General features: G+C 42.3%; 19 protein-coding genes and 1 pseudogene. 14 read left to right on the forward strand and 6 right to left on the reverse strand.

Annotated features, from left to right (window positions below; genetic code table 11):
• Both MSWH1_RS11775 and MSWH1_RS11780 read left to right on the forward strand, forming a co-directional pair.
• Positions 1–939: an ABC transporter ATP-binding protein gene (locus MSWH1_RS11775; protein ID WP_048128764.1), complete on the forward strand. Its 939-nt coding sequence runs from the start codon at positions 1–3 to the stop codon at positions 937–939.
• Positions 932–1,855 carry an ABC transporter ATP-binding protein gene (locus MSWH1_RS11780; protein WP_048128766.1) on the forward strand — a complete coding sequence of 308 codons (924 nt, stop codon included), beginning with the start codon at positions 932–934 and terminating at the stop codon, positions 1,853–1,855. Before MSWH1_RS11775 ends, MSWH1_RS11780 begins: the two co-directional genes overlap by 8 nt.
• A gap of 207 nt (positions 1,856–2,062) precedes the next feature.
• Here the strand turns inward: MSWH1_RS11780 and MSWH1_RS11785 are convergent, their stop codons facing one another.
• Both MSWH1_RS11785 and MSWH1_RS11790 read right to left on the reverse strand, forming a co-directional pair.
• Positions 2,063–3,634, reverse strand: coding sequence for an MAST domain-containing protein (locus tag MSWH1_RS11785; RefSeq protein WP_156148165.1), 1,572 nt, complete (start codon positions 3,632–3,634; stop codon positions 2,063–2,065).
• A 343-nt stretch (positions 3,635–3,977) separates the two neighbouring features.
• Entirely contained in the window at positions 3,978–5,495 is a 1,518-nt protein-coding gene (locus MSWH1_RS11790) for a DUF4139 domain-containing protein (RefSeq protein WP_048128768.1), read from the reverse strand.
• Between the two features lie 232 nt (positions 5,496–5,727).
• Between MSWH1_RS11790 and MSWH1_RS11795 the strand changes: the two genes are divergently transcribed.
• Positions 5,728–7,281 carry a PGF-pre-PGF domain-containing protein gene (locus tag MSWH1_RS11795; RefSeq protein WP_082088245.1) on the forward strand — a complete coding sequence of 518 codons (1,554 nt, stop codon included), beginning with the start codon at positions 5,728–5,730 and terminating at the stop codon, positions 7,279–7,281.
• Between the two features lie 65 nt (positions 7,282–7,346).
• On the opposite strand, the gene MSWH1_RS11800 is transcribed toward MSWH1_RS11795, so the two are convergent.
• Positions 7,347–8,288, reverse strand: a complete 942-nt coding sequence (locus tag MSWH1_RS11800) for a nucleotidyltransferase domain-containing protein (RefSeq protein ID WP_048128770.1) — start codon at positions 8,286–8,288, stop codon at positions 7,347–7,349.
• Between the two features lie 330 nt (positions 8,289–8,618).
• On the opposite strand from MSWH1_RS11800, the gene MSWH1_RS11805 reads away from it, so the two are divergent.
• Both MSWH1_RS11805 and MSWH1_RS11810 read left to right on the forward strand, forming a co-directional pair.
• Entirely contained in the window at positions 8,619–9,842 is a 1,224-nt protein-coding gene (locus tag MSWH1_RS11805) for a M20 family metallopeptidase (RefSeq protein ID WP_369798527.1), read from the forward strand.
• 81 nt (positions 9,843–9,923) lie between these two features.
• Positions 9,924–10,379, forward strand: coding sequence for a GNAT family N-acetyltransferase (locus tag MSWH1_RS11810; RefSeq protein ID WP_231591763.1), 456 nt, complete (start codon positions 9,924–9,926; stop codon positions 10,377–10,379).
• Between the two features lie 237 nt (positions 10,380–10,616).
• On the opposite strand, the gene MSWH1_RS11820 is transcribed toward MSWH1_RS11810, so the two are convergent.
• Positions 10,617–12,635 (reverse strand): glycoside hydrolase family 15 protein, encoded by a 2,019-nt coding sequence (locus MSWH1_RS11820; protein WP_156148166.1) that lies wholly within the window; start codon positions 12,633–12,635, stop codon positions 10,617–10,619.
• 718 nt (positions 12,636–13,353) lie between these two features.
• Between MSWH1_RS11820 and MSWH1_RS19690 the strand changes: the two genes are divergently transcribed.
• Positions 13,354–13,509 (forward strand): hypothetical protein, encoded by a 156-nt coding sequence (locus MSWH1_RS19690; protein ID WP_197073959.1) that lies wholly within the window; start codon positions 13,354–13,356, stop codon positions 13,507–13,509.
• 147 nt (positions 13,510–13,656) lie between these two features.
• Here MSWH1_RS19690 and wrbA read toward each other — a convergent pair whose 3' ends face one another.
• On the reverse strand, positions 13,657–14,286 hold the full coding sequence (gene wrbA / locus MSWH1_RS11825; protein ID WP_048128776.1) for an NAD(P)H:quinone oxidoreductase type IV: 630 nt from the start codon (positions 14,284–14,286) through the stop codon (positions 13,657–13,659).
• A 348-nt stretch (positions 14,287–14,634) separates the two neighbouring features.
• Here wrbA and MSWH1_RS11830 point away from each other — a divergent pair, with 348 nt between their 5' ends.
• From MSWH1_RS11830 to MSWH1_RS11855, 6 genes are all read left to right on the forward strand, one after another.
• A complete protein-coding gene (locus MSWH1_RS11830) occupies positions 14,635–15,762 on the forward strand; it encodes a glycosyltransferase family 2 protein (RefSeq protein WP_048128778.1) in 1,128 nt (375 codons plus the stop codon).
• Positions 15,756–16,946, forward strand: coding sequence for a glycosyltransferase family 4 protein (locus MSWH1_RS11835; protein ID WP_231585475.1), 1,191 nt, complete (start codon positions 15,756–15,758; stop codon positions 16,944–16,946). Before MSWH1_RS11830 ends, MSWH1_RS11835 begins: the two co-directional genes overlap by 7 nt.
• A 232-nt stretch (positions 16,947–17,178) precedes the next feature.
• The gene (locus MSWH1_RS11840; RefSeq protein ID WP_082088127.1) at positions 17,179–18,273 is read left to right on the forward strand and encodes a glycosyltransferase family 2 protein; all 1,095 of its coding nucleotides are present in this window, start codon (positions 17,179–17,181) and stop codon (positions 18,271–18,273) included.
• The gene (locus MSWH1_RS11845) at positions 18,251–19,144 is read left to right on the forward strand and encodes a lysylphosphatidylglycerol synthase transmembrane domain-containing protein (protein ID WP_048128780.1); all 894 of its coding nucleotides are present in this window, start codon (positions 18,251–18,253) and stop codon (positions 19,142–19,144) included. The genes MSWH1_RS11840 and MSWH1_RS11845 overlap by 23 nt, the downstream gene beginning before the upstream one ends.
• A gap of 303 nt (positions 19,145–19,447) precedes the next feature.
• A complete protein-coding gene (locus MSWH1_RS11850; RefSeq protein WP_048128782.1) occupies positions 19,448–20,035 on the forward strand; it encodes a methyltransferase domain-containing protein in 588 nt (195 codons plus the stop codon).
• A 98-nt stretch (positions 20,036–20,133) separates the two neighbouring features.
• Positions 20,134–22,320: a hypothetical protein gene (locus MSWH1_RS11855; protein ID WP_048128785.1), complete on the forward strand. Its 2,187-nt coding sequence runs from the start codon at positions 20,134–20,136 to the stop codon at positions 22,318–22,320.
• 19 nt (positions 22,321–22,339) lie between these two features.
• Here MSWH1_RS11855 and MSWH1_RS11860 read toward each other — a convergent pair whose 3' ends face one another.
• Positions 22,340–23,509 (reverse strand): acyltransferase, encoded by a 1,170-nt coding sequence (locus MSWH1_RS11860; protein ID WP_156148167.1) that lies wholly within the window; start codon positions 23,507–23,509, stop codon positions 22,340–22,342.
• A gap of 994 nt (positions 23,510–24,503) precedes the next feature.
• Here MSWH1_RS11860 and MSWH1_RS20890 point away from each other — a divergent pair.
• Both MSWH1_RS20890 and MSWH1_RS11875 read left to right on the forward strand, forming a co-directional pair.
• Positions 24,504–24,800 (forward strand): hypothetical protein, encoded by a 297-nt coding sequence (locus tag MSWH1_RS20890; protein ID WP_369798603.1) that lies wholly within the window; start codon positions 24,504–24,506, stop codon positions 24,798–24,800.
• Positions 24,736–24,915 (forward strand): annotated as a pseudogene (locus MSWH1_RS11875) (IS1634 family transposase); the annotation flags it as partial. The gene MSWH1_RS20890 and the pseudogene MSWH1_RS11875, both read left to right, overlap by 65 nt.
• Positions 24,916–24,960 lie beyond the last annotated feature (45 nt).

Genomic DNA, 24,960 nt, shown 5'->3' on the forward strand with positions numbered 1-24,960 from the left:
GTGTCTGATGTGCTACTGAAAGTATCCGGTGTTTCCGTATCAATCCCAACCGGACAGGGTACCGTTCGCGCAGTTGATGATGCAGCGTTTTTTATTAATAAACATGAGGTATTTTCACTGATTGGGGAATCCGGAAGCGGCAAGTCAATTCTTGGCCAGGCAATAATGCGGCTGCTACCCCCGAATGCGATGTTTTCCGGGAAAGTGGAACTTGACGGGATGGAAATATCGGCTCTTTCCGAAAAAGAGATGCAGAAAGTCCGTGGCAAAAAGGTAGGATCAATTGCCCAGAACCCGTATCTTTCGATGAACCCCGGAATCAGGGTTGGCACTCAGGTTGCAGAGCCAATGCGCGCACATCTTGGAATGGGTAAAGAGGATGCAAAGTCCAGGACATGCCAGGCTCTGAAGTATTTTGATATTATCCCTCCTGAAGTGAGGGAAAGGGAATATCCGTTCCAGTACAGCGGCGGAATGCTGCAACGGGCAATGGTTGCAATGGGAACGGCTGCAGACCCTGAACTGATTATAGCTGATGAACCGACAAAAGGTGTTGATGTTCTGAAGAGGCGCAATATTGCGGCAATTTTTCAGAAGGTTGCCTCGAAAGGCTGTGCGTTTCTTTTAATTACTCATGATGTAGGTTTTGCCCGGGCGATGTCGGACAGAATCGCGGTAAACTACTGCGGGCAAATTATAGAGATTGCAGGAAAGGACGCTTTTTTCGAAGAGCCTCTGCATCCATATTCAAAAGCGCTTCTGGATGCGGTGCCGGAGCGCGGTATGCACCCGATTCCGGGCTCGTCACCTTCGATGATTGAGGTACCGGAAGGCTGCAGGTTTCATCCGCGGTGCCCGTATAAAACAGACAGGTGCCTGAAGAATCCGCCAGTTGTGGAACTGGATGGAAGGTGTGTGAGGTGCTGGATGTATGCTTAAGGCAGAGAATCTGCGTTATGTTTACACTTCCGGGTTGATAAAAACCGTCAAAAAAACAGCCGTCTGCGGAGTTGATCTTGAGATTTTTCCGGGCGAGACGGTGGCTATCGTCGGGGAGTCGGGGTGTGGGAAATCAACGCTTGCAAAACTGCTTGTCCAGCAACTTGAACCGGCTTCCGGGGAAGTGTTTTTCGACGGGACGAAACTGACAGGGCTGAGCTGGAAGAATCTTCAGAAGTTTATGGGAAAAATCCAGCTGATCCCCCAGAATCCTGATGATGTGGTTGATCCGAGATGGGCGGTTGAGCGGTCTGTTGCCGAGCCGCTGGTGATATCGGGAGCTTTTTCCAGAGAGGAGATTTCAGTAAAGGTAGATGCCCTGTTTGCAGAGGTGGGGCTTTCTAAAGAGCACAAACCCCGATATCCGCATGAGTTGTCAGGGGGAGAACTGCAGAGGGTGGTAATTTCCAGGGCACTTGCTTTGAAGCCTGAACTGCTGGTCTGTGATGAAGCGACCTCGATGCTCGATGTGTCAGTTCAGGCGTTTATTGTGACGATGCTCAAAGAGATTCAGAAAAAACGCGGTCTAGGACTGGTGTTTATTACGCATGACCTGGATGTAGCTAAAGCTGTTTCGGACCGGGTACTGGTGATGTATGCAGGTGAGATTGTTGAAGAGGGAAAGGATGTATTTGATCGACCTCTGCATCCGTATACGCGTGCTCTTCTGGACGCAGTACATTATACGACACTTGAGGTTGTGCTGCCGGAAAAGGAGGGAACGCTGCCGGATAGTTTTTCGGGCTGTTCCTACTTTAAATCGTGCCTGGAGAGAACGGACGTGTGTAAAGAGCCGCAGAAACTACGGGATGTCTCGGGGAGATTGGTGAGGTGCTGGAAAGCAAAAAGACGGTAATCCAAACACGGTTATCCAGAAACTGTTTTATCCCATAGGAATTACGTGTACAGGGAAAGAAAAACTAAGGAAGATTGACTGAAAAGAGCAGAAAACCGTCTTAATAAAAAAATGAGAAAAATATGATGCAGAATTTTGAACCGCATTATCTCTGCATCCAATCTTTCCAATGATACTGGATTTAGACAGACTGACCAGGATTGGTTATTATCTCCTGCGCTTCAGTCCGTATGCGGAAGCCAGCACCGCAACTCCGAGTCCAAACTCGAAAGCTGGCGTGGATTCGGCTTCAGATCCTTCTTCAGTAACTCCCTCTTCCTCAACTTCTTCTCCAGCCCCTTCTTCTCCGGCTTCAGGCTCCAGGTCAATTACTATTTCGTGCTCAGAAAATTTTGGGATATACACGGCCATGGTGGCGGTTTCATTTTCCTGAACGAGATAGCAGAGTGGGCGGTTTCCGCCGACAAAGAGTTCATCGATGCTTTCGGCTTTTTCAATTTCCACCCCGTCAAAGCGGAGCCTGAGGCGATCGGGATTGGAAAGGTTGATGGTCTCGTTGTCCACGTTTACGGTGATGACCCTGCCTTCGGGAAGGTCCGAATCTACCCCAAGCACTATGCGATCCCTGTCTCTTTCCATGACCTGCAAGCCCATGGGAGTGTAGTTCACAATGGATGCGTTATCCCCGCCTGCGCGGATGGCAAGTTCAGCTCCGACACGGCCATTGGCAATTTCCCGGTTGAGCACCTGGTGCATGTACACAGCACGAGAACCGTAATTATATCCGGTCTGCATGAAAGCAGGCTCCATAGGAATTGCACGGAACATAACCACACTGTTCTCTACAAGGGTTACCGTGACCCTGTCATCCGAAACCTTAACATCAAGTCCTTCGAGAGGCTCTGCATCCGTACCGGAAGCAAGGTAATTCTTGAAGACGGTAAGGTATCCCTCAAAATTGTTTTTAGTTATCTTTACAACGATCACATCTTTTAAATCATCTGAAAGTGTGGTATCCATGCTTGCTTCTACTTCGTCTGCAAGGTCAAAAACAATGGTTTTGTCGGCAAAAGCCATTACCTGCATGGTTCCCATCGGGTTGTCGTGAAGTAAAATCTGGCTGTCAGCACTCTCATAGACAGCAGTTGTCCCCGCAACCTGCTCTTCCTTAAAGGCAAAATCGGAAACCGTAACCGAATCAAAAATCATATCTCCGCTAACCGCAAAGTTACTGACTTCGCCTGCATCGGAATCAAAATTGAAAGTCGTGTAATTCCCGTATGCAAAGCGGCCCTGCCGCATAAAATACATTCCTCTGCCCATGCCCCCACCTCTCACAGCCTGTACAGCCTGCTGGCCCATCAGGAGCCTTTGCCTGGCATTGAGCGAGGTCTGGGCCTGCTTCGTGTTCATGACCATGTAGCTGACAATTTCCTGCCCTGAAACCCCGTACTGTTCTTCAACCTCCAGGATTGTAAGCTGCGTACTCATATCCTCCGGAAGCCCGAGATCGGAAAGCGCGGTTTTAACCGGAATTCCAAAATTGCTGCAGACTTCTTGGAAAGTCATGGATCCGAAACCTTCAAACCTGTTGTCGTACTGGTCAAACCCGTACCCATTCATCATTTCCTGGCTTATACCCTGGTTCATACCCTGGTTCATTCCCTGCCCCATTCCATTAATGGGCCCTCCACCCTGCCCCATCTGGGCAAGAGCAGGAGATGCCCCCAGGATCACAATAAAGAGGACAAAAAATACAGATAGCTCTAAGCTTTTCATTTTCAACTTTTTTTTCATACTCCGTCACCCACAAATAAGAATCTATCAATGACCTATCCAGCCCTAAAAAAGAGAAGCTGAAGCAAAACAGAATCACTAAAGAGATAATTCAAACAGATGATTATATGGGTTAATCTTATAAAATCTCTTATACTGAAGTCCAGGACATTGCAGAAGCCCTACTATAAAAAAAAGCTTTTGATCCCGAAAAAACCGATTTAGTGCAGTAAACCCCGGGAAAAACAATAAAAAAACTAATCACTCCCCATTATGAAAAAAAGGGAGTAATTTTTGAAACAAGTAGAAAGATTCTTTGAATATATTGGTCACTTTCAGTCCGGGTTCAATATCTGCGTTCCACTGTGAAAGAGACTTTTTTAGAACCGTCTGCAGGCACGGTTACTTCCCATTCGGCAGTGAATGCATCCGTCTTTTCATAAGAATCGGAATTTGTGGAAATTTCCCAGTCCCCGTAGAAATGTTCTACAATCCTTACTTTCTGGGCCTCTACCTTATGGTTCTTTAATTCAATCTCATAACTTTCCCGCCAGACGTCAGTGCTCACCTTTTTGTAATCGGTCTGGGTTCTGGTGCCTGTTACATCGAAAGCGTTTCCGACAATTACCTTGACTTCCTCATCTTTTGGGGTGTGGTCTATATTGTCTTCTCCAAGGAACTGGAGCTGCCCTTCGGAATCAGCTTTGTATACCCTGACAACCCCTGCAGGGAGAGGCATTCCAAGGCCCTTTTCTTTTGAATTTTCGAGGTTCAGGGCTACCTGCACTTTATCGCTTTTTGAAACATCAAAGATGAGTTCCTTTTCCACAGGTATAGCGTCTGCAGAGAGCAGGGAAAGCTGCTTGATCTGGTTGTTCTTCAGGGTAGCAGGCCTTTCCAGGGTATACAGGTGGTACTCAAAGAGGGATTCCTCAACAAAGCTGTCCTTTGCCCCTGAGTACATTGCTTCCTCTTCTACAATCACATCATAATATCTTGGCTGTGGTACAGCTATACGGTGAACTTCCCCTGCAACGAGCTTCAATTTGGCATCTTCATAGGTGGTCCCTGCCCCATTGTCGACACTGACCCAGCCCTGGATATCAGCCTTTGTATCATCCGCATTAGTCTTTACGATATAGTCTGCCCTCCAGCTCATACCACCCGTAAGATAGGAAGTAAGTACATCCCGGCTGCCTGCTACAGGAGAATAAACCTGCCAGACCAGAGTGGGTTTTGTAAGCAACCCTGCTGAGTCAGGAAACTCAAATTTAGAGACTTCTGTGAGACTTACAACCTTTCCATCACTCAGACTGAGCACAACCCCGCCATCATGGCTGAGAAGAGTCCCTGTGTATGTCGCACCTTCCTTTTCAGTTGCTGTGATTTCCTTTCCCAGGAATTTATCAAGAAGTTTGTAACTGCTTACAAGGTCATACTCATAGTTCTGTTCAAGCACGGCAGTGTTTTTGTTCTTTGTGTCCTCAAACATAACCGATGTAGGATCAATGAGAGCGGCAACATCCGTATACTCAACGCTGTTGACCCCGGTCTTTAAATCGAGTTCCCTACGCTCTTTCACAAGGGCAAGATTATCGTTGTAAACCGTAACCTCGGTAGCTGCATCAGTCCCCACGGCTCCGGCAGTAAGAAATTCCAGAGGATTTGAAGGTTTTACTTTTGTTAGTACACTCGAAGAAGACTCAATTCCATTTGCAGCGATTTCTCTTCCACTAGCAGCGGTTTCTTGCTCATCAGCCTGAATCGTGCCTTCAGTAGATTCGGGAGACGCAAACGCTGCAGCTGTGGCCACAACTCCGATAAAAACCAGAGCAATCCATAGATAACTTTTTCTTGTTATCATAACAGATAATAGACCACTGTTTTATTTATATGTGACTTTGACTGCGGATTCACTTGAAGTTATCCTTCTGCATTCCTAGCTTTTCAAAGCCTCATGACACTGCAAATAAAATACCCCTCAAAGGTATAATAAAAATAAGGCGATGAACAGTTATAATAATATAGGCCAACACGGAATATATAAATTGAGATAGATGCTCGATAAGCCCGAGAAAACTAAAGGACTCGTTTTCATGAAAACAATTGAGACCCTTAGAGTAAAAAACCGGATCAAAATCTCAAATTTTATTTCCGGTCTTATACTTATTCTATTTTTTGCAGTAACTATACTTCCAGTTTCAGCCTCTGAAATTGAGGCGAGCAGGGAGATTTCTGCAGGAACGGTTTATGCAGGTGGGACCTTCACAGTAACCGTACACATATGGACAGACCAGTATATTGAAGCCCCTACTCTTGATGAAAACCTTCCTGATGGATGGAATATAAGCATAATTGAAAGCGATGGGGCTGTGTTCCAAAATACTGAAACTTTCAAAGAGTCTACCCTGGAATGGATCTGGGTAGAGGGCCTTCAACCAGGCAGGAAAAAAACTGTTGTGTACAGGGTCACAGTGCCTTCAGCTTCTGAACCCGGAAATTTTACAATATCAGGCAATGTTTCAGCGTATTCCATCTCCGCCGTGCCTGTTATAGGAGCCTCGGGGATAATAGTCATATACCCTCTTCCTGAAGCCGGATTTTCCGCAAACCCCCTCTCCGGAATCGCACCTCTTACAGTCCAGTTCACGGACTTAAGTACAAACAACCCAGATTCATGGGAATGGGACTTTGATGGAAACGGAAGCATCGACTCTTCAGAGATAAATCCGTCATGGACCTATGAAATTCCGGGCACCTATACTGTTACTCTCATAGCGGCTAACACGACCTACGGAAATGATACTGAGACAAAAACAGGTTATATCACAGTTACGGAGAAAAACTCTTATTCCAAAGAAAGCGGGAGAAGCAGCGGAAGCAGTGGAAGTAGCGGAGGAGGAGGTGGGGGAGGCTCTCCAGAATCAACAAGGAATATAGAGCTCAAGGAGATTTCAAATGAGCAGGTCTTCAAAGGAATTCACACCTGTTACACCTTCAAAGGAGAGACAAACGAAATAATTACTGTTGAGTTTGACCCGAAAAAGAACTTCGGGAAAACACCCACAATTGTGGAGATGCTGAAGAACACGTCCGTAATAGTGAAAGAACCTGCCCCCGGAACCGTCTACAAGAACCTGAATATATGGGTTGGAAACAGTGGATTTTCAAGTTCTGAAAACCTTGAAAACGCCAGGATAAGCTTCAGAGTAAAACAGACATGGCTCTCCGAAAACGGCATAAGTGAAAACACAATGACCCTGTACAGGTACAGCAACAATACATGGAATGCGCTGCCCACAACCCTGACCGGAAAAGATCAGGACTACTTCTACTTTACCGCAGAAACCCCGGGATTTTCGCCTTTTGCAATCTCAAGCCCGGAAAAAAATACTCAAGTGATAGTGATAACTCCGATTAGAAATAGAGGAAGTAATATGATGGGCACAGGAGAAATATTGGAAGAAGATGAAGAAAACCTGGTTTCGAATAATGAAAAAGCCTATGAAGACTCTCCTGGAACCAGGATTTCATTTGACCCGTACAACTTAATAAGCTATTTAAAGTCATTCCTGTCACGCCCGAATTGTGCCTCAGGAGTACGCTTCCTTTTCGCTACGCTCAAGATGACTGAACTACAAATATTTTAGATTGAAAAACTGTTCCCGGAGTAGGAAAAATATTTCTTCGGCCGGGAGGAGGATTTCTACTAATATCAAATATATCCACAATTCTCAAGCCAGGTAAGGGACCGGATCCATTCTCCTTTTGGCTCCCTTGAGGTGCCTACGACCAGCCGCTTCATGTTTCCAACTTTTTCGACCACCCCACGGGCTTCTATGATTTCTCCGGGGAGAGCCTGACCTGCATATGTATGAGTATAGGAGAGCACATGGTCGATTTCTTCGTGTTCTACTTTGTAATAGGCAGGGCTGTCAAAGGCAAAGTCAGCGTTTTTGACCTCGGCTTCGATTTTCATTTTGACGGTATCTTTTCCCCTCTGCGGAGGCTCTTTAATCTGGTCCCATTCCCTTACAAAGAGAAGGTCGAAATACGTGCCCTCTACCATGCCACGGTTGCCTTTCCTGGACTCGTGCAGCATGAATTCGTCAAAAGAAATCTCAGGGATTCTTTTCCTGTAGATCCTCTGCCACATGTCCTCATCAAGCTCTTCGATAGGGCCCTCCTGCTGTTTTGCAATGGTTATGGCATCCCTTGCCCTGAACCACATAGGACCGTAGATAACAAAATCAACGTCAGAGCTCTCGTTCTGCAGGCCTGCGAGCATTGAACCCGTAACTCCCATACTTGTCCGGGGAATTTCTGCCATGTCAAGCACCTTTACAATTGCCCTTACACGGCTGTCAGAATTCACAAGCTCCGGAATGCAGTCATAGGGATGCAGTACCTGTTTTACCTCGGATTCCGGGACAACGTGCACGTCCTGTACCCATTCAGGCCTGTTTTTCTTCATGAATTCGAACGCCGGACCAAAATCGTATTTTTTGTACCTTTTCCCGTTTAACTCCCTCTCCCCGTTTTCATCCGGAACGTAGCGGAGTGTGGCTCTTATTCCATCATTACGGAAATAGTCAGAAACCGCAAAAAACCATTCATCTTTTGTAAGAAGAAAATCCCTGAGGCGTGTTTTGAGCATTTGTATCATCCCTGAAACCTGTGAAGAATATTAGGATCTGCTAAATGTAACTGCCGCAGATTGGCCTTCAGTTGAGAACACTGTTGATTTCAATTAAGAACACTTTATAATAACATTGCAAAGACTTTATAATGACTTTAAGCAGGATAAAATGTATTGTACCATTCATGTATTTAACTGTCATTATTTTAATTTTGAATTGATAGGTAAAAAATGGAGTAATATATACCTGGAGTAATATATACTGAAGGAGTAAAAATAAAGGAACTGAATATTATCGAAAAAATAAACGGAATAAGCTGCATGTGCAGAAAATCCGAGGTAATAAGATTGAGAGATGATCCAAGTGCAGAAGCGCTTGAAGCCTGGATTATCCGGCTGAGGCGAGAATTTCACCGATACCCTGAACTCAGTTTCAAAGAATATGAAACCCAGAAGAGAATTCTGAAAATTCTTGGAGAACTGGGTATAGAAGCTAGGAAGATTGCGGATACCGGCGTGCTTGCAAGCATCCGGGGCACAGTGCCTGGCCCCTGCATTGCCCTTCGTACGGACACGGACGGACTGCAGGTTCAGGAAGAAGCGGGAGAAAGGAACGGAGACTATATATCCAGAAACGAGGGGATTATGCACGCCTGCGGGCACGACGGGCATATGGCAATGATTTTTGGGGCTGCCCGGCTGTTTTTAGAAAAGAGAGACTTTCCAGGGGAAGTTCGCCTGATCTTCCAGCCTGCAGAAGAGATTCCTCCCGGTGGCTCGGAGAGGGTTATTGCCGAAGGGGGGCTTGAGGGCGTGGATGCTGTCATCGGTATGCACCTCTTTACCCACCATGAATCAGGCAGTGTGGGCTTCCGCCCCGGACCGTTTATGGCAAGCACCAACCGTCTTGAAGTCATCTTTAAAGGAAAAGGAGGCCATATATCATTACCTGAAAAATGCATTGATACCGTCAGAATGGCAACTGACTTCATAAGTAGTATCTACCCTGCCCTACAAGCGAACCTCGAGCCTGAAAAGTACGTCCTGGGGGTAGGCAGGATCCGGGGAGGAGCCCAGTTTAACAGGACCCCGGACACTGTCGAAATCCTCGGGAGCTACAGGACCTTTGACAACGAGACCACGGAGATCATCGACAAAATAATAAAGAGCTGTCTGGACGAAGTCATGGAAAAATACATAAAAGCAGGAGAAGAGTTTTCAGGTTTTCCTGCCTATGATCTCGACATCTACCACGGATATCCTGTCCTGGTCAATGATCCCGTATTCACCGAAGCTGCATATTCAAAACTGAAGGAAAGCTTCCCGGAACTTGTACTCTACCCGGAAATGGAAAAGACCTTTGCCGCCGAAGACTTTGCAAGTTACCTGCAAAAAGTACCCGGGATCTTCCTCTCCCTGGGCACCCGGAATCCCGAAAAAGGAATCCTGGAAATCAATCACTCCTGCCGGTTTGACATTGATGAAGAGATCCTGCTGACGGGTACAAAGATCTTTCATACCCTTGCCCTTGATTTCCTGAAAAATCCGGAGAGATACCTGGGAACCACCTGAAAAATCCTGCAAACTGACCAGAAGAAAGAATACCAAGAAAGCTGAACAGGAAACAGGAATGCTGCATGCCTGCAGGAGATAATGCAGGAGATAATACACATGATAATCCAGAGGTACGACGAATCCAGAAAAGAAGAGGTTAGGGACGTTGTCCTTGAAGTCCTGCTTGAACACGGCTTTGAGTACGACAGGCTTAAAGATTCGGACCTGAAAGACATCAAAGGTTACTATTTTACAAAAGGAGGCACCTTTTTTGTAGGCCTAGCCGATGGTAGAGTGGTGGGCACTGCAGGAGTCCGCAAACTTAATGGGGACCTCTGTGAAATCAGGCGCATCTACCTAAAAAAGGGCTTCAGGGGCAAAGGTAACGGAGAGAAACTTTTTCAGGCAGCTCTGGATTTTGCCGGAAAAAACTGTTCAGGTGCCGTGCTTAAAACCGATTCAACCCTTCAAAAAGCGATAGGCATGTATCTCAAGAACGGTTTTACTTTCGTAAAAGAGGAAGAAGGATACCTATACTACGAAAAACGATTTTAACAGAAGCTGATTTTGTATACTTTTGTATGGAAACCGTGTTGCAGAAACCGTGCTGCAGAAACCGTGCTGCAGAAACCGTGTTGCAGAAACCGTGTTGCAGAAACCGTGTTGCAGAAACCGTGTTGCAGAAACAGGTCTGAAATTAACGGTTTCATCAGCAAACACAGGGATTTCGTTTAACTTTTTTACGTTTTCATTTAATTCCTGAACATTCTCATTTGATTTTCAAAACTATTTTTATTTTTCCGGTAAACTGCAGGTTCCACCATCTCTTTTCTCAAGGGCTTGCAGATACTCCAGCACAGCAAGCACAAAAGCTGAGTGGGACCAGGCCAGTGGCAGGACCGAAAGGGGGTTTCCTCTATCATCCACCTGTTCGGACATAAGGCCTGTCGGGTGAGTATGAGCTGCACACCACTCAAGAAGCTCAAGAGCCCTTTTCAGGTTCCCTGTTGCAGAGTGCCACTGGGACAGCCAGAGAGTACAGATAATCCAGCTGTTCATGTAGCCGTAGTAGCTGTCGTCGAGATACCTGGCAATTCCACCAGAGGGACGTATGAGTTCGCTTTCTATTGCTTCCATTGTGCGGACGACTTTGGGGTCTTCAGGTGAGAGAAGCCCGAAGTACCAGACCGCAAACACCGATGAGTCAAGAGTAGGATCATCGAGGGAACGCCGGAACCGCTTGAGTTTATCATCATAAAGCTTCTCAAGGACTGCCTGTTTAACACGGTTTGCTGCTTCCCCCCAGACATCTGCGTTGTCATAATCCCCAAGGGAACGGGAGAGTTCGCAGGCTCCGTAGAGGCCGGCATAGACGGTGCAGGCGCTGTAGGTATGCACACCTTTTCGCTCCTCCCAGAGGTCAAAGCTCGAAATGGGAAGGTTGGTTTCCCTGTCCAGGGCTTTTGTAAGATAATTGGCTGCGGGAAGGACAAGCTCTCTGTAATACCTGCCTGTAGTCCACACACTCCTTGCAAGCTCCCAGTTGTTGTAGAGGGCATAGAGGGGAAGCCCTGTTTCATCAATCTGAACCATGGGCACAGGATGCCATGTGCTCCCGAAATCTCCTGCAGGGGTATACTTGTGGAGGAAGTTGCCTCTATGTGTTATGGTCCTGGAGAAAAATTCAAATATCTCCGTACTCAGGTGATGGTACCGCGCCCGATCAAGCGCAAGGCAGACCCAGGCTGCGTCTCTGGGCCAGCAGTAGGAGTAGAGGTCTGCCCCAAACTGCTTGATATCCGAGTCACAGGACGCTATCACCGAACCCGTTATATCCATGTGGGCGACAACTGCAAGGAGGCTGCGGTAAAAACATTTTGAGACTCTTTCCGGAAGCTGCGGCATCCAGGCAAACTCCGGGAGGACGGAAACCCTCTCGACAAAAGAATTCCAGAAATTGAAGCTGTGGTGGAAAAGAGAGCTTCTTCCGGCTGCCTTTACTCTTTTATGGATCTTAAGTATATTGCAATACTTTTTTCCAAAAACGATCCAGAAATGCACCCTTGTTGACTCTCCGGCTTTCAGTTCAGGCAGAGTCCAGCCGAGAGTGGAATCTACCGAGCCGTGAGCTACGGGGTTTCCACTGAGACTTGCATCATTTTCCATGTCTTTCCAGGTGCCTTCAAGCCCCTTCCACTCTGCAGTCCCTGTAGCATGCTGGTCAAAGGGGGGGTCACTCGAATGCAGGAAATAGCGGTCGCGCTTGTAGTGGATGAGGGTCTGTTTATCAATTACAGCGGTTTCTCCAATCTTGTTTTCAAGAATCCGGTAGTTCTGGTTGGAAAAAAGACGCAGGTGTTTGGAAGAATTCGAGATATTTTTGACTTCATAGGTCCTGTAAAAAATGTTCACTGAAGGATGGACGACCTCCCAGATCGTAACCTGGAGCCCGAGCTCAGGGTTTTCGAATACAGTCTCTCCTATATTTGAAACAGCACCCATGCAGATTTCAGGCACTTTTTCATTAGCCGCCTCTTCTTTATCTGCCCCGGACTCTTCCTGCGTTCCTGAGATTTCGAGAATCCTGCTACAGAAATTCTCCTCGAAATCTGATTTGTACCGCTGCCGGATCTTCCAGTTTTCAAGCCAGCTGCAGTAAAGGGAATCAAGGTCACATACACCGACCTTTATCGAGTTCCCGTGATTCTCAAGCCCTACATATGGGAAATAGACATCCCTTATAGTCCCTTTCTCATCTTCACAAATCAGGATTTTTCCATTTCCAAAAATCAGCGGCCTAATTTCAAACACCTCCGACTCTATTTTATATTATTTCGAATTCTATTCTGTACTCTTCTTTGATCAAGTTCTATCATGAGAAACCAACGCAAACATGAGAAATCAAAGTAAACATGATCAGTGTTGTGGTTTACCCGGTTAACATATTTCACTTTGAGAACTTAATATTCTTTTTTGAGCCATACTTATAAATAAACCTGTACTGTCTTTTGAAATAAACAGATACTGTCCTCTGGACCCAGAATTCATTGAAACTTAACCATTTTTACAGCTGGTCATAAAGGTTGAACCTCTTTTTAAATTCTATCGGTGTGCTGAACATGCTCTGAGCTTAAGTTCGAAGAGCGCAGGATGTACCTCAGCTGACCAGAGAAATCGAATCTATTTTTGAATTTAAGTCTTTATAAGAATTGAATATATCGTTGAAATATTTAAGGGAAAGGAAAGATCCGGGAAAATAACAACTTTAGCCTTAAAATAGATCATCTTCCGGTACAAACTTGTAAATAAATATGGATACCAAATTTAAAGATAGAAAAAACATGTATTTGATGAATACGATTTTTGTGAATATTACGGAACCAGCCCGTGGAAATGATTTTAAATTCTTATTAAAGATATATATAAAATTCATAAGAAAGTTTATATTTAATTGAGTTCTTGTTAGTATGATTTACAAAAATTAAGTCTTTAAAAGAAGTACCCACATACAAAAATATGCGTGTCTACTATGGTTTACGTAAAAAAAATATGCCCCGTTTGCGGGAACGAATTCTTTGTCCTCAAGAGTGCCGAGGAAAAAGCAGTATACTGCACTCTGGCATGCCTGGCAACAGCTCAGGACAGATTTGAGCGCAGAGGCAGTGTCTTACCAAACTATGGCTAAGAATTCTTATTTCAGGAAAAATAACTTAAAAAACTGAAAGGGAAACACCCTGATAGAAGGGAACGTTTTCCATCTCTTTTTATTTTTAAGTAACTAACTGTTTATTGTGAAAACTTAAAATTTTATTTGAAAACCACAACTTCCTTTTTATTTTCCAGAGATTTTCTTTGCAATCTGAGTTACATGCTTCCCCTGATAACGGGCCATTGCAAGTTCATTTTCTGACGGCTGGCGGCTTCCACCTTGTCCAGCAATTGTTGACACTCCATATGGACTACCGCCTGTGATTTCATCCATTCGTGTCTGCCTTTTTTCAGCATATGGAAGCCCGACGATGATCATTCCAAGGTGAAGCAAGGTAACATGAAATGTGAGGATTGTGGATTCCTGCCCCCCATGCTGCGTTCCGCTGGAAGTAAAAACGCTTCCCACTTTTCCTACAAAAGCATCTCTACTCCATAAACCTCCAAGCCCGTCAAAAACTGTGCGCATCTGTGCAGTCATCATCCCGTAGCGTGTAGGAGTTCCGAATATCAATGCATCGGCTCCAGCCAGTACATCTTCATGCATTTCCCGGGTCAGCACAGGGACATGGGCAAAAAGCCTTTTCGTTTCTATTGCCCCCATCTTTTCCAGGACTTCCTCAGGGAGGGTTTCAGGTACCTGATAAAGCCCCACCTCTGCCCCTTCAACCTCCCTTGCCCCGGCAGCGACAGCTTCTGCCATCCTGTAGACATGTCCGTACATACTGTAGAATATTATATTCACTTTAACCATTCGATCCCTCTGTAAAAAACCAGTTAAAAATATAACCGAACTGTTTAAATCCCAAAAATCAAGCTTTTTTATGTATAAAAATGTGCTGAAATGACTTATGAGTTCCGGAAAACTCCAGACTCCCCTCGTAAAAAGAGTTTTCTGATACATTATATAGCTTGTTAACAGAAACTATAATTTGTTAACAGATGTCCAGCTTCATTTCTTTGCACTATACCCCAGGCTCTCTGATCCCTGATTCAAACTACATGGTATCAAACAATACTGTAGAAAATATGAGAGCAAGAAACTTCTGATAAATGTAAAGTATCAAAATAGTTATTAGGAGATATGTTGTATTAGCTGGGCATGCCCTCTCTTTCTATCGTAATGCCTTCCATGAATGAGGAAGAAACTATTCGTGTTTGCATACAGAAAGCCCAGACCATATTTAAAAAATATGATATCGAGGGGGAAATAATCGTTGCTGACAATTCATCGGACAGAACTGCAGAGATTGCAACGTCCATGGGTGCAAAGGTAATAGGCCCGATAAAAGGATACGGGAATGCTTACCTCAAAGGGCTGGCCGAAGCGGAGGGTGATTACATTGCTATTGCAGATGCAGACAACACATATGATCTCCTTGAGCTTGATAAATTTCTGGACCCCCTTATGGCAGGAGAAGCAGATTTCATAATGGGCACGCGGCTTAAAGGTGAAATCAAAAAAGGAGCTATGCCCTGGCTGCACCAGTATATTGGCAACCCTATCCTGACCGGAATGCTCAATTTCCTGTTCAAAACAAAAATTTCAGATGCACACTGCGGGATGAGGGCTTTTACGAAAGAAGCCCTTGAAAAAATGAACCTTAAAACTCACGGCATGGAACTTGCGTCCGAGATGATAATTGAAGCTGCAAGATGCGGGCTAAGGATTAAAGAGGTACCTATAACCTATTATTCACGCAAAGCTCCCTCCAAGCTTCGTTCTTTTCAGGACGGCTGGCGGCATGTAAGGTTTATGATGCTGTATAGGCCAGTCCCTTTCCTCTATCTGCCCGGTGCTTTTGTGTTTATCCTGGGTTTTCTCATAACGGCGTCTCTTCTTCTCACGGAAAGTGCTGCATATAACCGCCTACACTCATTTATTCTGGGCAGCATGCTCTTAATCATTGGTGGGCAAATCCTGGCAACTGGCGGATATATGAAAACCTATGGCCTGATCCACGGCATATATCGGGATGACAGAAAAGGCAAGAAGCTGCTCAGCTACCATTCCCTTGAAAAAGAACTGCTTGGGGGTTCCCTTATCCTGGGTTCTGGTCTCGTTCTTGGGATGAAAGTTACCTATACCTGGATCAGTTCCGGATATGGTTCCCTTGAAGAAGTAGAATCTGCAGTTATTTCAATGGTTCTTGCAGCAATTGGGCTCCAGCTGATTTTTTCTGCAGTCTTTGTAAGCGTAATGCTCCTCGAAGTTGATACTGATTGGTAAAGTGTGATGCAATGAAAATTGCCTTCGTATACGATGCTGTCTATCCCTGGGTCAAAGGAGGCGCAGAAATGCGTATTCATGAACTGGGAAAGCGGCTTTCTTCACAGGGGCATGATGTGCACCTTTTCGGGATTAAATGGTGGGAAGGTGGAGACGTTATTCGGCATGAAAGCATGACCCTGCACGGCGTCTGTCAAGCCCGGGACCTGTACGTAAACGGAAGGCGTTCGATTTCCGAGGCGCTTGTGTTTGCTGTAAAGCTGTTTCCAGCTCTCCTGAAAGAGAAATTTGACCTTATTGACGTAAGCGTATTTCCTTATTTCTCCTGTTTATCCGTAAAAGCAGTTTCAGTTCTGAAAAAGACTCCTGCAGTGTTCACATGGCACGAGGTATGGGGTGATTACTGGTATGAATACCTTGGAAATAGGCAGGGTTTTTTCGGGCTTGCAATAGAGACTGCAGTCGCAAAAATCTCAGGTAATAATATCGCGGTCTCGAACTGGACAAAGAACAGGCTTGAAGCCCTGGGGGTTGCAGACAGCAGGATAGCAGTCCTGTTCAATGGGATCGACCTGAAATTAATCTCTGAAATAAAACCTGCCGGTCAGGGTTTATCGGGCAGGGCAGGAGGCAAGATTTACGATGTTATCTTCGCAGGCAGGCTCATAAAGGAAAAAAACGTCGATGTTTTGATAAAAGCAGTTTCCCTGTTAAAAAAAGATTTTCCTGAAATCTGCTGCTGTGTTGTTGGCGACGGGCCTGAAAAGAAAGCTCTGGAGAAACTTACAAATGAGCTTGATGTCCAGAAAAATGTGAAGTTTGAAGGGTTTCAGGAGTACAGGGCGTTAATCGGGAAAATCAAAGCTTCAAAAGTACTTGTGCTACCTTCTTCAAGGGAAGGCTTCGGGATGGTCTTGATTGAGGCTTTTGCCTGTGGGGTGCCTGTAGTGACAGTGAAACAAAAATATAACGCTGCACAGGGGCTTGTTGAAGATGGAGTTGACGGGCTTGTTGTGGATCTGGAAGAGAGAGCGATTGCAAAAGCCGTGAAAAAAATGATTGAGAAGAACTCAGGGAACAGAAAAGCTTCAGAAGCTGCATTTAACAAAGCTAAAAAATATGATTGGGATGAAATAGTTGAGAATATTCATTCAGTATATGAAGATTATATAGAAAAATACTAATAAAACTCTATTTTTTATAGAAATATAATTAAAAAATATATTAGTTATAAAAAAAAATAATTATGTTTCAACTTTTATAAGAAAGGTAATTAAACTCCTATTTACATAATTTAGTGGGAAATTATGTGAAAAGGGAGTTAAAACAATAGCTCTTATGCCAGTAACTGAATATGTGATTTTGGGCTCTTCAGAACATGGCAGTTTGGACTATTGAGAACCGAACTTATTTCAGATGCAACTTGGGGGAAGCAATCATATTAGTTATACTTTTCAAGTGTTTGGGGGAGATGCTACGTACAGTTCAGAAGGGCAATTAAAAAATCGAGAAATATATACAATAGATATTTCAACCTATTTTTCAGATGCTTGTGCCCCAGGTGATTACACATTCGATAAGCTTGATCTCTCAATTATAATTCCGGTTCACAACGAAGAGGGAAGTATACTTGAGTTATACAAGAAATTGTACAATACTCTTTCACTAATGAAAGAAACATATGAAATAATTTTTGTTGATGATGGCTCTACAGACGATACCTTTGAAAAAATAATAAGCATTAAAGACTGTAAGGTCAAAGTTATAAGATTTCAGAGAAATTACGGAAAAGCTGCAGCTCTTTCCTGTGGATTTAAAAAATCAAGAGGAGACATTGTTATTACCCTAGACGGGGATCTGCAGGACGATCCAAAAGAGATCCCGAGATTTATAGACGAGTTAAGAAAATATGACATGATCTCCGGCTGGAAAAGTAAAAGGCAAGATCCAATCTCAAAAACCCTGCCTTCAAAATTCTTTAACTGGTTAACTCGATTCATAAGTGGGGTCAAAATCAATGACTTCAACTGCGGATATAAAGCGTACAATAACTATGTTGTAAAAAACATAAATCTATATGGAGAGCTTCATCGTTACATCCCGGCTCTTGCTTACTGGAGAGGTTATACTGTAGGAGAAATTGAAGTCGAGCATCATCCAAGAATACATGGAGAGTCAAAATATGGGATCGAAAGGTTATTGAAAGGATTACTGGACCTTATAACAGTTACATTTTTGATGATGTACAAGAAGAGGCCTCTGCATATGTTTGGAGGTATTGGATTCCTTCTTGGATTTTCTGGAGTATTTATATCAGTGTATTTAATGTATTTATGGATTACAGGAGTAGAAATAGGGGACAGACCCCTTCTAATGCTCGGGATATTGCTGACAGTCATCGGAGCCCAGTTTGTTTCTCTTGGTCTTATAGGAGAATTGATCACAAACTCGAGAAATAACGATGACTACATTATAAAATACGATAGTTATGAACTGGAAAACGGCAGGTAAAATTGCAGTTACTTCGGGATTAATGCTTTACCTCATAAGCAAACTCGACATAACGGCAATCTATGAAACCTTTACTCAAATGGATCTGGCATTGCTTTCTCTCTCAATACCTTTTATTGCTCTGATGTACACGATAAAAGCAAGAAAGTGGCAGATCCTGCTTAATTGTATAAATGTTCAAATCTCCATCAGACAATCATTAAAAATAATTTTGATAGGTACGTTCTATGGGGCGCTCACCCCGGGCAGAGCCGGAGAGGTTTCAAGAGCATTTTATATTGATACCGAAAAATCGAGGAGTATCCCCACTGTAATAATGGACAGGGTAATAGATATTGTCTGTCTTCTGGCACTCAGCGTTCTGTCAACAGCTCTCTTTTTTAAAGACAGGAATCTGATTTATTTAATGGTTTTAGTCGTGCTGCTTTTCATTGCTGGAATAATTATAATCACTAATGAAAGGGTAATAACCCTTGTTTTCAAAAGCTTTTCTCAAAGAAAGGAACACAAAGAGAATTATATAAAAACAATTAAAGAGATTACAGGAAACAGAAAAGCATTATTTTTTGTTTTTTCTCTAACACTTGGGTATTATATACTAAATCTAATCGTTTACTGGATAGTGATTAAATCCTTAAGTCCGGCTTTAAACAATATTCTTACATTTTCCCTGCCGATAATCGTAATTTTAGGCAATATTCCAATATCGATATCAGGGTTTGGAGTTAGAGAGTTTGCAAGTGTTACAATTTTCAGAATGTTGAACGAAAACTCAGCTTATGGATTCTCGTGCCCCTTAGTTCTGTACTTTATGACGTCACTGTCTCCTGCATTATTCGGATTTCTACTTACTTTACGGAAAAAATCTTAAAAAACAAAGTAGCTTTAAAAGTAAAAAGTCTTAAAGCAATATAAGCGCTGACATGTAAAAAAGCGCTGACATGTAAACGGGAGGGTTTAAAAACCGCCATGACGTAAAATATTTAGCACATAGGTGCTGAAATAAGAAAGACCTGAACGAATAAGATCTGGCTAAATTGATGTGAAGATTAAAGGATTGATATGGGTATTTCTGTTATGAGATTCCGGTTCACGGATAGTAACTAAAGATTAGCTGATCGAAAATTAGAGATCATTATCAGAAGTTCAAAACTTATTTGTATGTGGGGGCTAGATGAATCAAAATTCTGAGAGTGGAAACTATAAAAAGTATACTTCCAAAAATCCGCTTATGGGAATAGTCACATCGAAATTTATGAAAGATTTGAGTGAGACTATAACTCCACTAGAAAATATAAACAACATCATCGATATAGGTTGTGGGGAAGGGTTCATTGTCAACTGTCTCAACAGGACAGATATCACAGGCGTAGATATCTCAAAGAATGCATTGGATATCGCAAAAAGGAAAAATCCTGGATGTAATTTTTGTACAGGAAGCGTATATGACCTGGCCTTCAAAAAAAACAGTTTTGACCTTGTAATTGCAACGGAAGTCCTAGAACACCTCGAAAGCCCGAAGAAGGCTCTTCAGGAAATCAAAAGGATATCTAAAAATTACTGCATATTCAGCGTACCCAAGGAGCCTTATTTCCGCACAATGAACTTCTTAAGAGGTAAAAATCTGACACGTTTCGGGAATGATATAGAACATGTTCAGAACTGGAGTTCAGGAGAATTCGTGAAACTGATAGGGACATACTTTAATGTGGTCGAAGTAAAGAAACCATTTCCATGGACCATGGTATTATGCAGGAAATAAAAATGACAGAAAAAAACTAAAAATTTACTTTGAAGATGTGGAAAAAATAACAAATTTATCATAAAAACAGTTTTGAGATTTCAACCCTGAGAGATACAATGACACCTGATACACAGAAATGGCTAAAAAAACATTTAATTGATAGCCAGATATCGCATTTTCAGGAAATAAATTTAAAAGAACATGCCGGAGTATTACTATTATACACCTTACTAACCTTTATACTCACTTATCCTGTAGTTTTTAAAATACGCACGTATATTCCGGGAGGAGGAGATGCGTTTCACTGGATAAGAATACTCTGGTATACGCCAGTAGCTATATTCAACCCGGACTTCACAAAATTAACACATGACTACTTAATATTTTATCCCTATGGAATACCAGCGTCCCCTTTTCAATCGGCATTTAACCAGGTTCTTACATACTTGTTATCCAGTGTGATGGCCGTCCATCAAGCATATACTGTATTATGGTTATTATCATTTATTTTTGGAGCATATGGCACCTATTTACTCGGTGATTATTTATTAAATGACAAAGTTGCATCTTTTATAGCTGGACTTGTGTTTGCATTTTCACCATACCATTTTGTACATTCTCTTGGTCATTTAGGGGCAACCAGTATAGAGTGGATACCCTTTTGTGCCTTATACTTAATGAAAATGTTTCGAGAGGGGGGAATTCGAAATAGTCTTTTTGCAGGAATATTCTTTATTCTTGTAGCCATGAGTGATCTTCAATACATGGTGTTCATGGGAATTTTTGTCATGTTATTATTTTTATATGAAATCGACATTGTTTTAAGAAAAGAAAAACAAGATTATAAAGAAAAATTAAAAAGTATTTTTTATAAGTACTCCTTGTTTGGAGTAATTTCATTCATAGGTTTAATACCCCTTACAATGGAAAACATTCTGACAGCAATATCTACTGAAAACTTTTTAAAATTGGACTCTTCTGAAGCTATTACATATTCAACTGATTTATTGAGTTTTTTTCTTCCATCTGTTTTACATCCAGTATTTGGGGGTCATACGAAGGATATTTATGGGAATTTCTCAGGAAATTTCAGTGAGAATACAACTTTTATTGGATATACTGTCATTTTACTTTCTTTGTTTGCGATCCGTAGACTGAAAGAAAACAAGTATGTAAAATTTTGGTCGATATCTGCATTGTTTTTTTCGTTAATCAGTCTTGGCCCACTTCTTCACGTAAACGGCAACACATCATTTACAGTTTTTCATACTACTGTCCCTCTTCCACATTTAGCTCTATATTATTTGATCCCATTTCTGGACAACTGTAGAACGACTGGAAGATTTTTTGTAATTGCTTCCCTCTCATTTGCAGCTTTGACGGGGTATGGAGCTTCAGAATTACTAAAATATAGCAAAGATAATAAAAAAATGGCTGCAGTTGTAATAAGTAGTTTGATAATTTTTGAATATTTAGCAATTCCTTTTCCGGTATCAACTGTCAACAAACCATCATTTTACGAAGAGATCTCACAGGATAAAGACAACTACGCACTGCTCGAAATACCTGCAACTCTAAACTATGGAGCAGGTGTGAGAATCATTTATTATCAAACAATACATGGGAAACCTGTCGTGGGTAACTGGGCTGCCAGATTTCCATCCGATGCAAGAAATTTTGAATTTAATACACCCGTGGTAAGAGAATTAACTCGTTTACAACCTTTTACTGTTGATATCCTTAACCAGGATATAAAGCAAGTTGGAACGTCCATTCTGAACTACTATAACATATCATATGTTATTTTACATACAAATTATATGAATGAAGGACAGGTTGATTTAGCTAAAACATTGATACAGGAAATGCTCAATACAGAACGAAAAACATACGAAAAAGATTCTCTAATTGTATATCATGTCAAAAAAGAGCCTGTAAAATCATTCATGATTTTAAGGGATAACTGGCATAGTCTAGAGGAATGGGATAGTATCCCTACCAGGTGGATATCGAACAATGCTACGTTAATGGTATACTCAAATGAAAAAGTAAATAAAACCCTTAATTTCCGAATACTCAGCTACCATAACCCAAAAACCATCGAAATATGTGTTGAAAGTGATTGTTTTGAAGACATTGTACCAACAGATTTCACAGAGATAAGAATACCATTAACTTTAGAAAAAGGAGAAAATATCATAAGATTTTCTACTCAGGAAGAATGTTTTTCTCCTTCACAAATTAGTGATAGACAGGACACAAGAGAACTTAGCTTTGCAATCCAAAATATCAAAATATCTTAAAGAAGAGACACAAATATTATTATATCCACGCCAATATAGCCGTATAGGTCTTCTTTACCACCAGAGATACCTGATTATAAGAGGTTTCGTATAACACTTTAGAGAGGTGTTGACCACCGAGGTCAAACCAACGATAAAAATAAGTGGCAAACAAGTATACCAAAATAATCGACGACGTAATAGTGGCCATGGCCGCAACATTATATGAGACCATCTGGTTAAGCAGACTAAATGTTATACAACTATAGCTACCGATTATTATCATGTGGACTACGTAGACACTAAAAGACAACTTGCCCATCCACACCATAAAACTGTTGGATAATAATTTGTTTAAAAATGGGCTAAAGGCGACACCTCCCAACACCAGTATCGACCCTAAAATTAAATTCAGGTATTGTGCACCGATATTTAATCCGATTAGGGAAAGCAAACCGTTCACATCATAAGGAACTGCAGCTATCCATAATCCCACGATTGTAATGCTGATGCAAATAGGCTCGGGCACCCTATATTTCAATGTAGTGTTAAGGTCGCACAACGCCATACCTGCCAAGAAACTTATCATGTATCCATCCTTAAATAATAGGAACCCCACGATGTAAGCAAATATGCGTTCCCACCGATCTCCGAAGAACAATAGGAACCCATAGATGAGGAAGCTACCCTGCAGTTCAGTGTTCATCGTCCACAGGGCACCATTATACCTGTTATCCATAGAGAAAAACACGCCAAACAAGCCACTATATATTGCCCCAAAGATATCACCGTGGGGGAATTGGAACAAAGTATCCAGCCACCCCAAAGAACCCGTAATGGCCACTATCTCCATGTGATGGTACAACCCAAAAGAGCCCACGAGGAAAGAGATCATCACGGCCGCAAACACAGGCACCATGAGCCGAAAATACCGTTTATATGCACTTCTCCTCACCGTTTCGGCATCTCTAGTGGTAAAGTATTTGTGGCTCAACACATAGCCACTCAACGAGAAAAATAGGCAAACCGCAAATACACCGTTATATAATAGGTGCACAGGGCTGTCGCGGATGGCGTCCTCGTAGCCAAAGTGGAGCTTGCGGCCCGCGAAAAACATAGAGGGATAGAATGTACATAGCAAATGGTCGACGAGGACCATCAATGCTCCTATTCCTCTCAGGCTTTCGATCGCTTCGATCTTTTGAGACACAATATATCACACCCGATCCAATTGATAATATCCAGACCACTTTTGTAAAATCAAAAATATTTAAACAGTGTGTGTACCACAGTTATAATTATGACGCCAAATATAAAAATATTTTGAAAATGTGGAATTGCGCTGAGCTACTTGACTTTTATTTTGTGATCTCAACTCCATCAATCATAAATAATTTACTTATGTCGGGGATAATTATCCTTATAGAAGAAGATATGCAGCTATAGAAGCAATGAAATTAGGTCATGGAGGACAAAACTACATAAGTAATGTGCTGGACTGCCATTTTCAGACTGTCATGGCTGGAATTACTGAACTCACTAATGGTACCGAAACACCAGAGGACAGGATTCGGAAGCCTGGAGGAGGCAAAAAGAAAATCATCGACACGGTAGAAAATATCGATGAAATTTTCTTAGAGCGTGTCTTAAAATTAAATTTGATTCTACGATGGTGACAGTAATTATCATTTGAACTGAAAAACAGTTTGTCATTAAACTGTTATACATCGAGCGAATAAACCTGATGTAATAAATTTACAGTCTGAATTTAAAGCCAGCAATGACCACTATCCAAATGTAGAAATGGTTTGAATTTTAAGACAGCCTCTTAGAGGTCTTAAAAGACCATACAGCTGGAAGCCCTATTAATGCTAAAACAAAGTGGACAAATCTAAGCCTAAAAGAACTAAACCTAAAAGAAATTTCAAAGGCATTTGAATCAAAGGGTATGAATTAAAGACAGAAACGAGCAATTTGAGAGGATTCAAGAGTTCGGAGAGAAGAGTACTCAAAAAGCAATAATCCAATTATCAGTATAGATGTGAAAAAAAAGAATTCATAGGCAATTTCTACCGATGGCAAAGGATATTGATTACTCAGGCAGTAAAGGTATATAACCACGACTTCAATACATTTTCAGATGGTATTGTAATTCCCATGGCATATACGACCTGAAACGTAACGAAGTATACATCACCCTGGGAATCAATAAGGATACGAGCGAATTTTGTTGTGACTGCATTAAATACTGGTGGGAAAAATTCGGCAAGGAAGATTACCACCAGGCAAGTAACATTTTAGTCTTGGCAGATAGCGGTGGAAGCAACTCAAGCAGGCATTATACTTTCAAGGAAGACCTGCAAAAGCTATCAAATGAAATTGGGATTGAAATCAGACTGGCTTACTATCCACCATATACTTCGAAATACAATCCAACAGAAAGGGAAACCAACAAAAAGACCTACAATGAGATGGATATTTTTCAATTTTCAGGGAATTAAAGAGCTTATTTATCAGAAAAAAGGGCAAATTGAGTCAAAAATATTGAATGTGGAGGAGGTTCACTGGAAAATACTGAGGCTCATGGGAGAAAAATATGAAAATATCTGTCTCTAATTACGTTAACCTGCCGAAGGTAGGATCAAAAATAAAGTTTATGCT

Origin of the sequence: Methanosarcina sp. WH1 (assembly GCF_000970005.1) — an archaeon.
In the GTDB taxonomy this organism is placed as follows: domain Archaea; phylum Halobacteriota; class Methanosarcinia; order Methanosarcinales; family Methanosarcinaceae; genus Methanosarcina.

Bases quoted from the DNA above. Each gene is read 5' to 3' on its own strand.
- MSWH1_RS11845 (WP_048128780.1), top strand. From the start codon at position 18,251: ATGAACTGGAAAACGGCAGGTAAAATTGCAGTTACTTCGGGATTAATG.
- wrbA (WP_048128776.1), bottom strand. From the start codon at position 14,286: ATGGTTAAAGTGAATATAATATTCTACAGTATGTACGGACATGTCTAC.
- MSWH1_RS11810 (WP_231591763.1), top strand. From the start codon at position 9,924: ATGCAGGAGATAATACACATGATAATCCAGAGGTACGACGAATCCAGA.
- MSWH1_RS11830 (WP_048128778.1), top strand. From the start codon at position 14,635: ATGCCCTCTCTTTCTATCGTAATGCCTTCCATGAATGAGGAAGAAACT.
- MSWH1_RS11855 (WP_048128785.1), top strand. From the start codon at position 20,134: ATGACACCTGATACACAGAAATGGCTAAAAAAACATTTAATTGATAGC.
- MSWH1_RS19690 (WP_197073959.1), top strand. From the start codon at position 13,354: ATGGTTTACGTAAAAAAAATATGCCCCGTTTGCGGGAACGAATTCTTT.
- MSWH1_RS11795 (WP_082088245.1), top strand. From the start codon at position 5,728: ATGAAAACAATTGAGACCCTTAGAGTAAAAAACCGGATCAAAATCTCA.
- MSWH1_RS11800 (WP_048128770.1), bottom strand. From the start codon at position 8,288: ATGCTCAAAACACGCCTCAGGGATTTTCTTCTTACAAAAGATGAATGG.
- MSWH1_RS11790 (WP_048128768.1), bottom strand. From the start codon at position 5,495: ATGATAACAAGAAAAAGTTATCTATGGATTGCTCTGGTTTTTATCGGA.
- MSWH1_RS11840 (WP_082088127.1), top strand. From the start codon at position 17,179: ATGCAACTTGGGGGAAGCAATCATATTAGTTATACTTTTCAAGTGTTT.
- MSWH1_RS11785 (WP_156148165.1), bottom strand. From the start codon at position 3,634: ATGAAAAGCTTAGAGCTATCTGTATTTTTTGTCCTCTTTATTGTGATC.
- MSWH1_RS11780 (WP_048128766.1), top strand. From the start codon at position 932: ATGCTTAAGGCAGAGAATCTGCGTTATGTTTACACTTCCGGGTTGATA.
- MSWH1_RS11850 (WP_048128782.1), top strand. From the start codon at position 19,448: ATGAATCAAAATTCTGAGAGTGGAAACTATAAAAAGTATACTTCCAAA.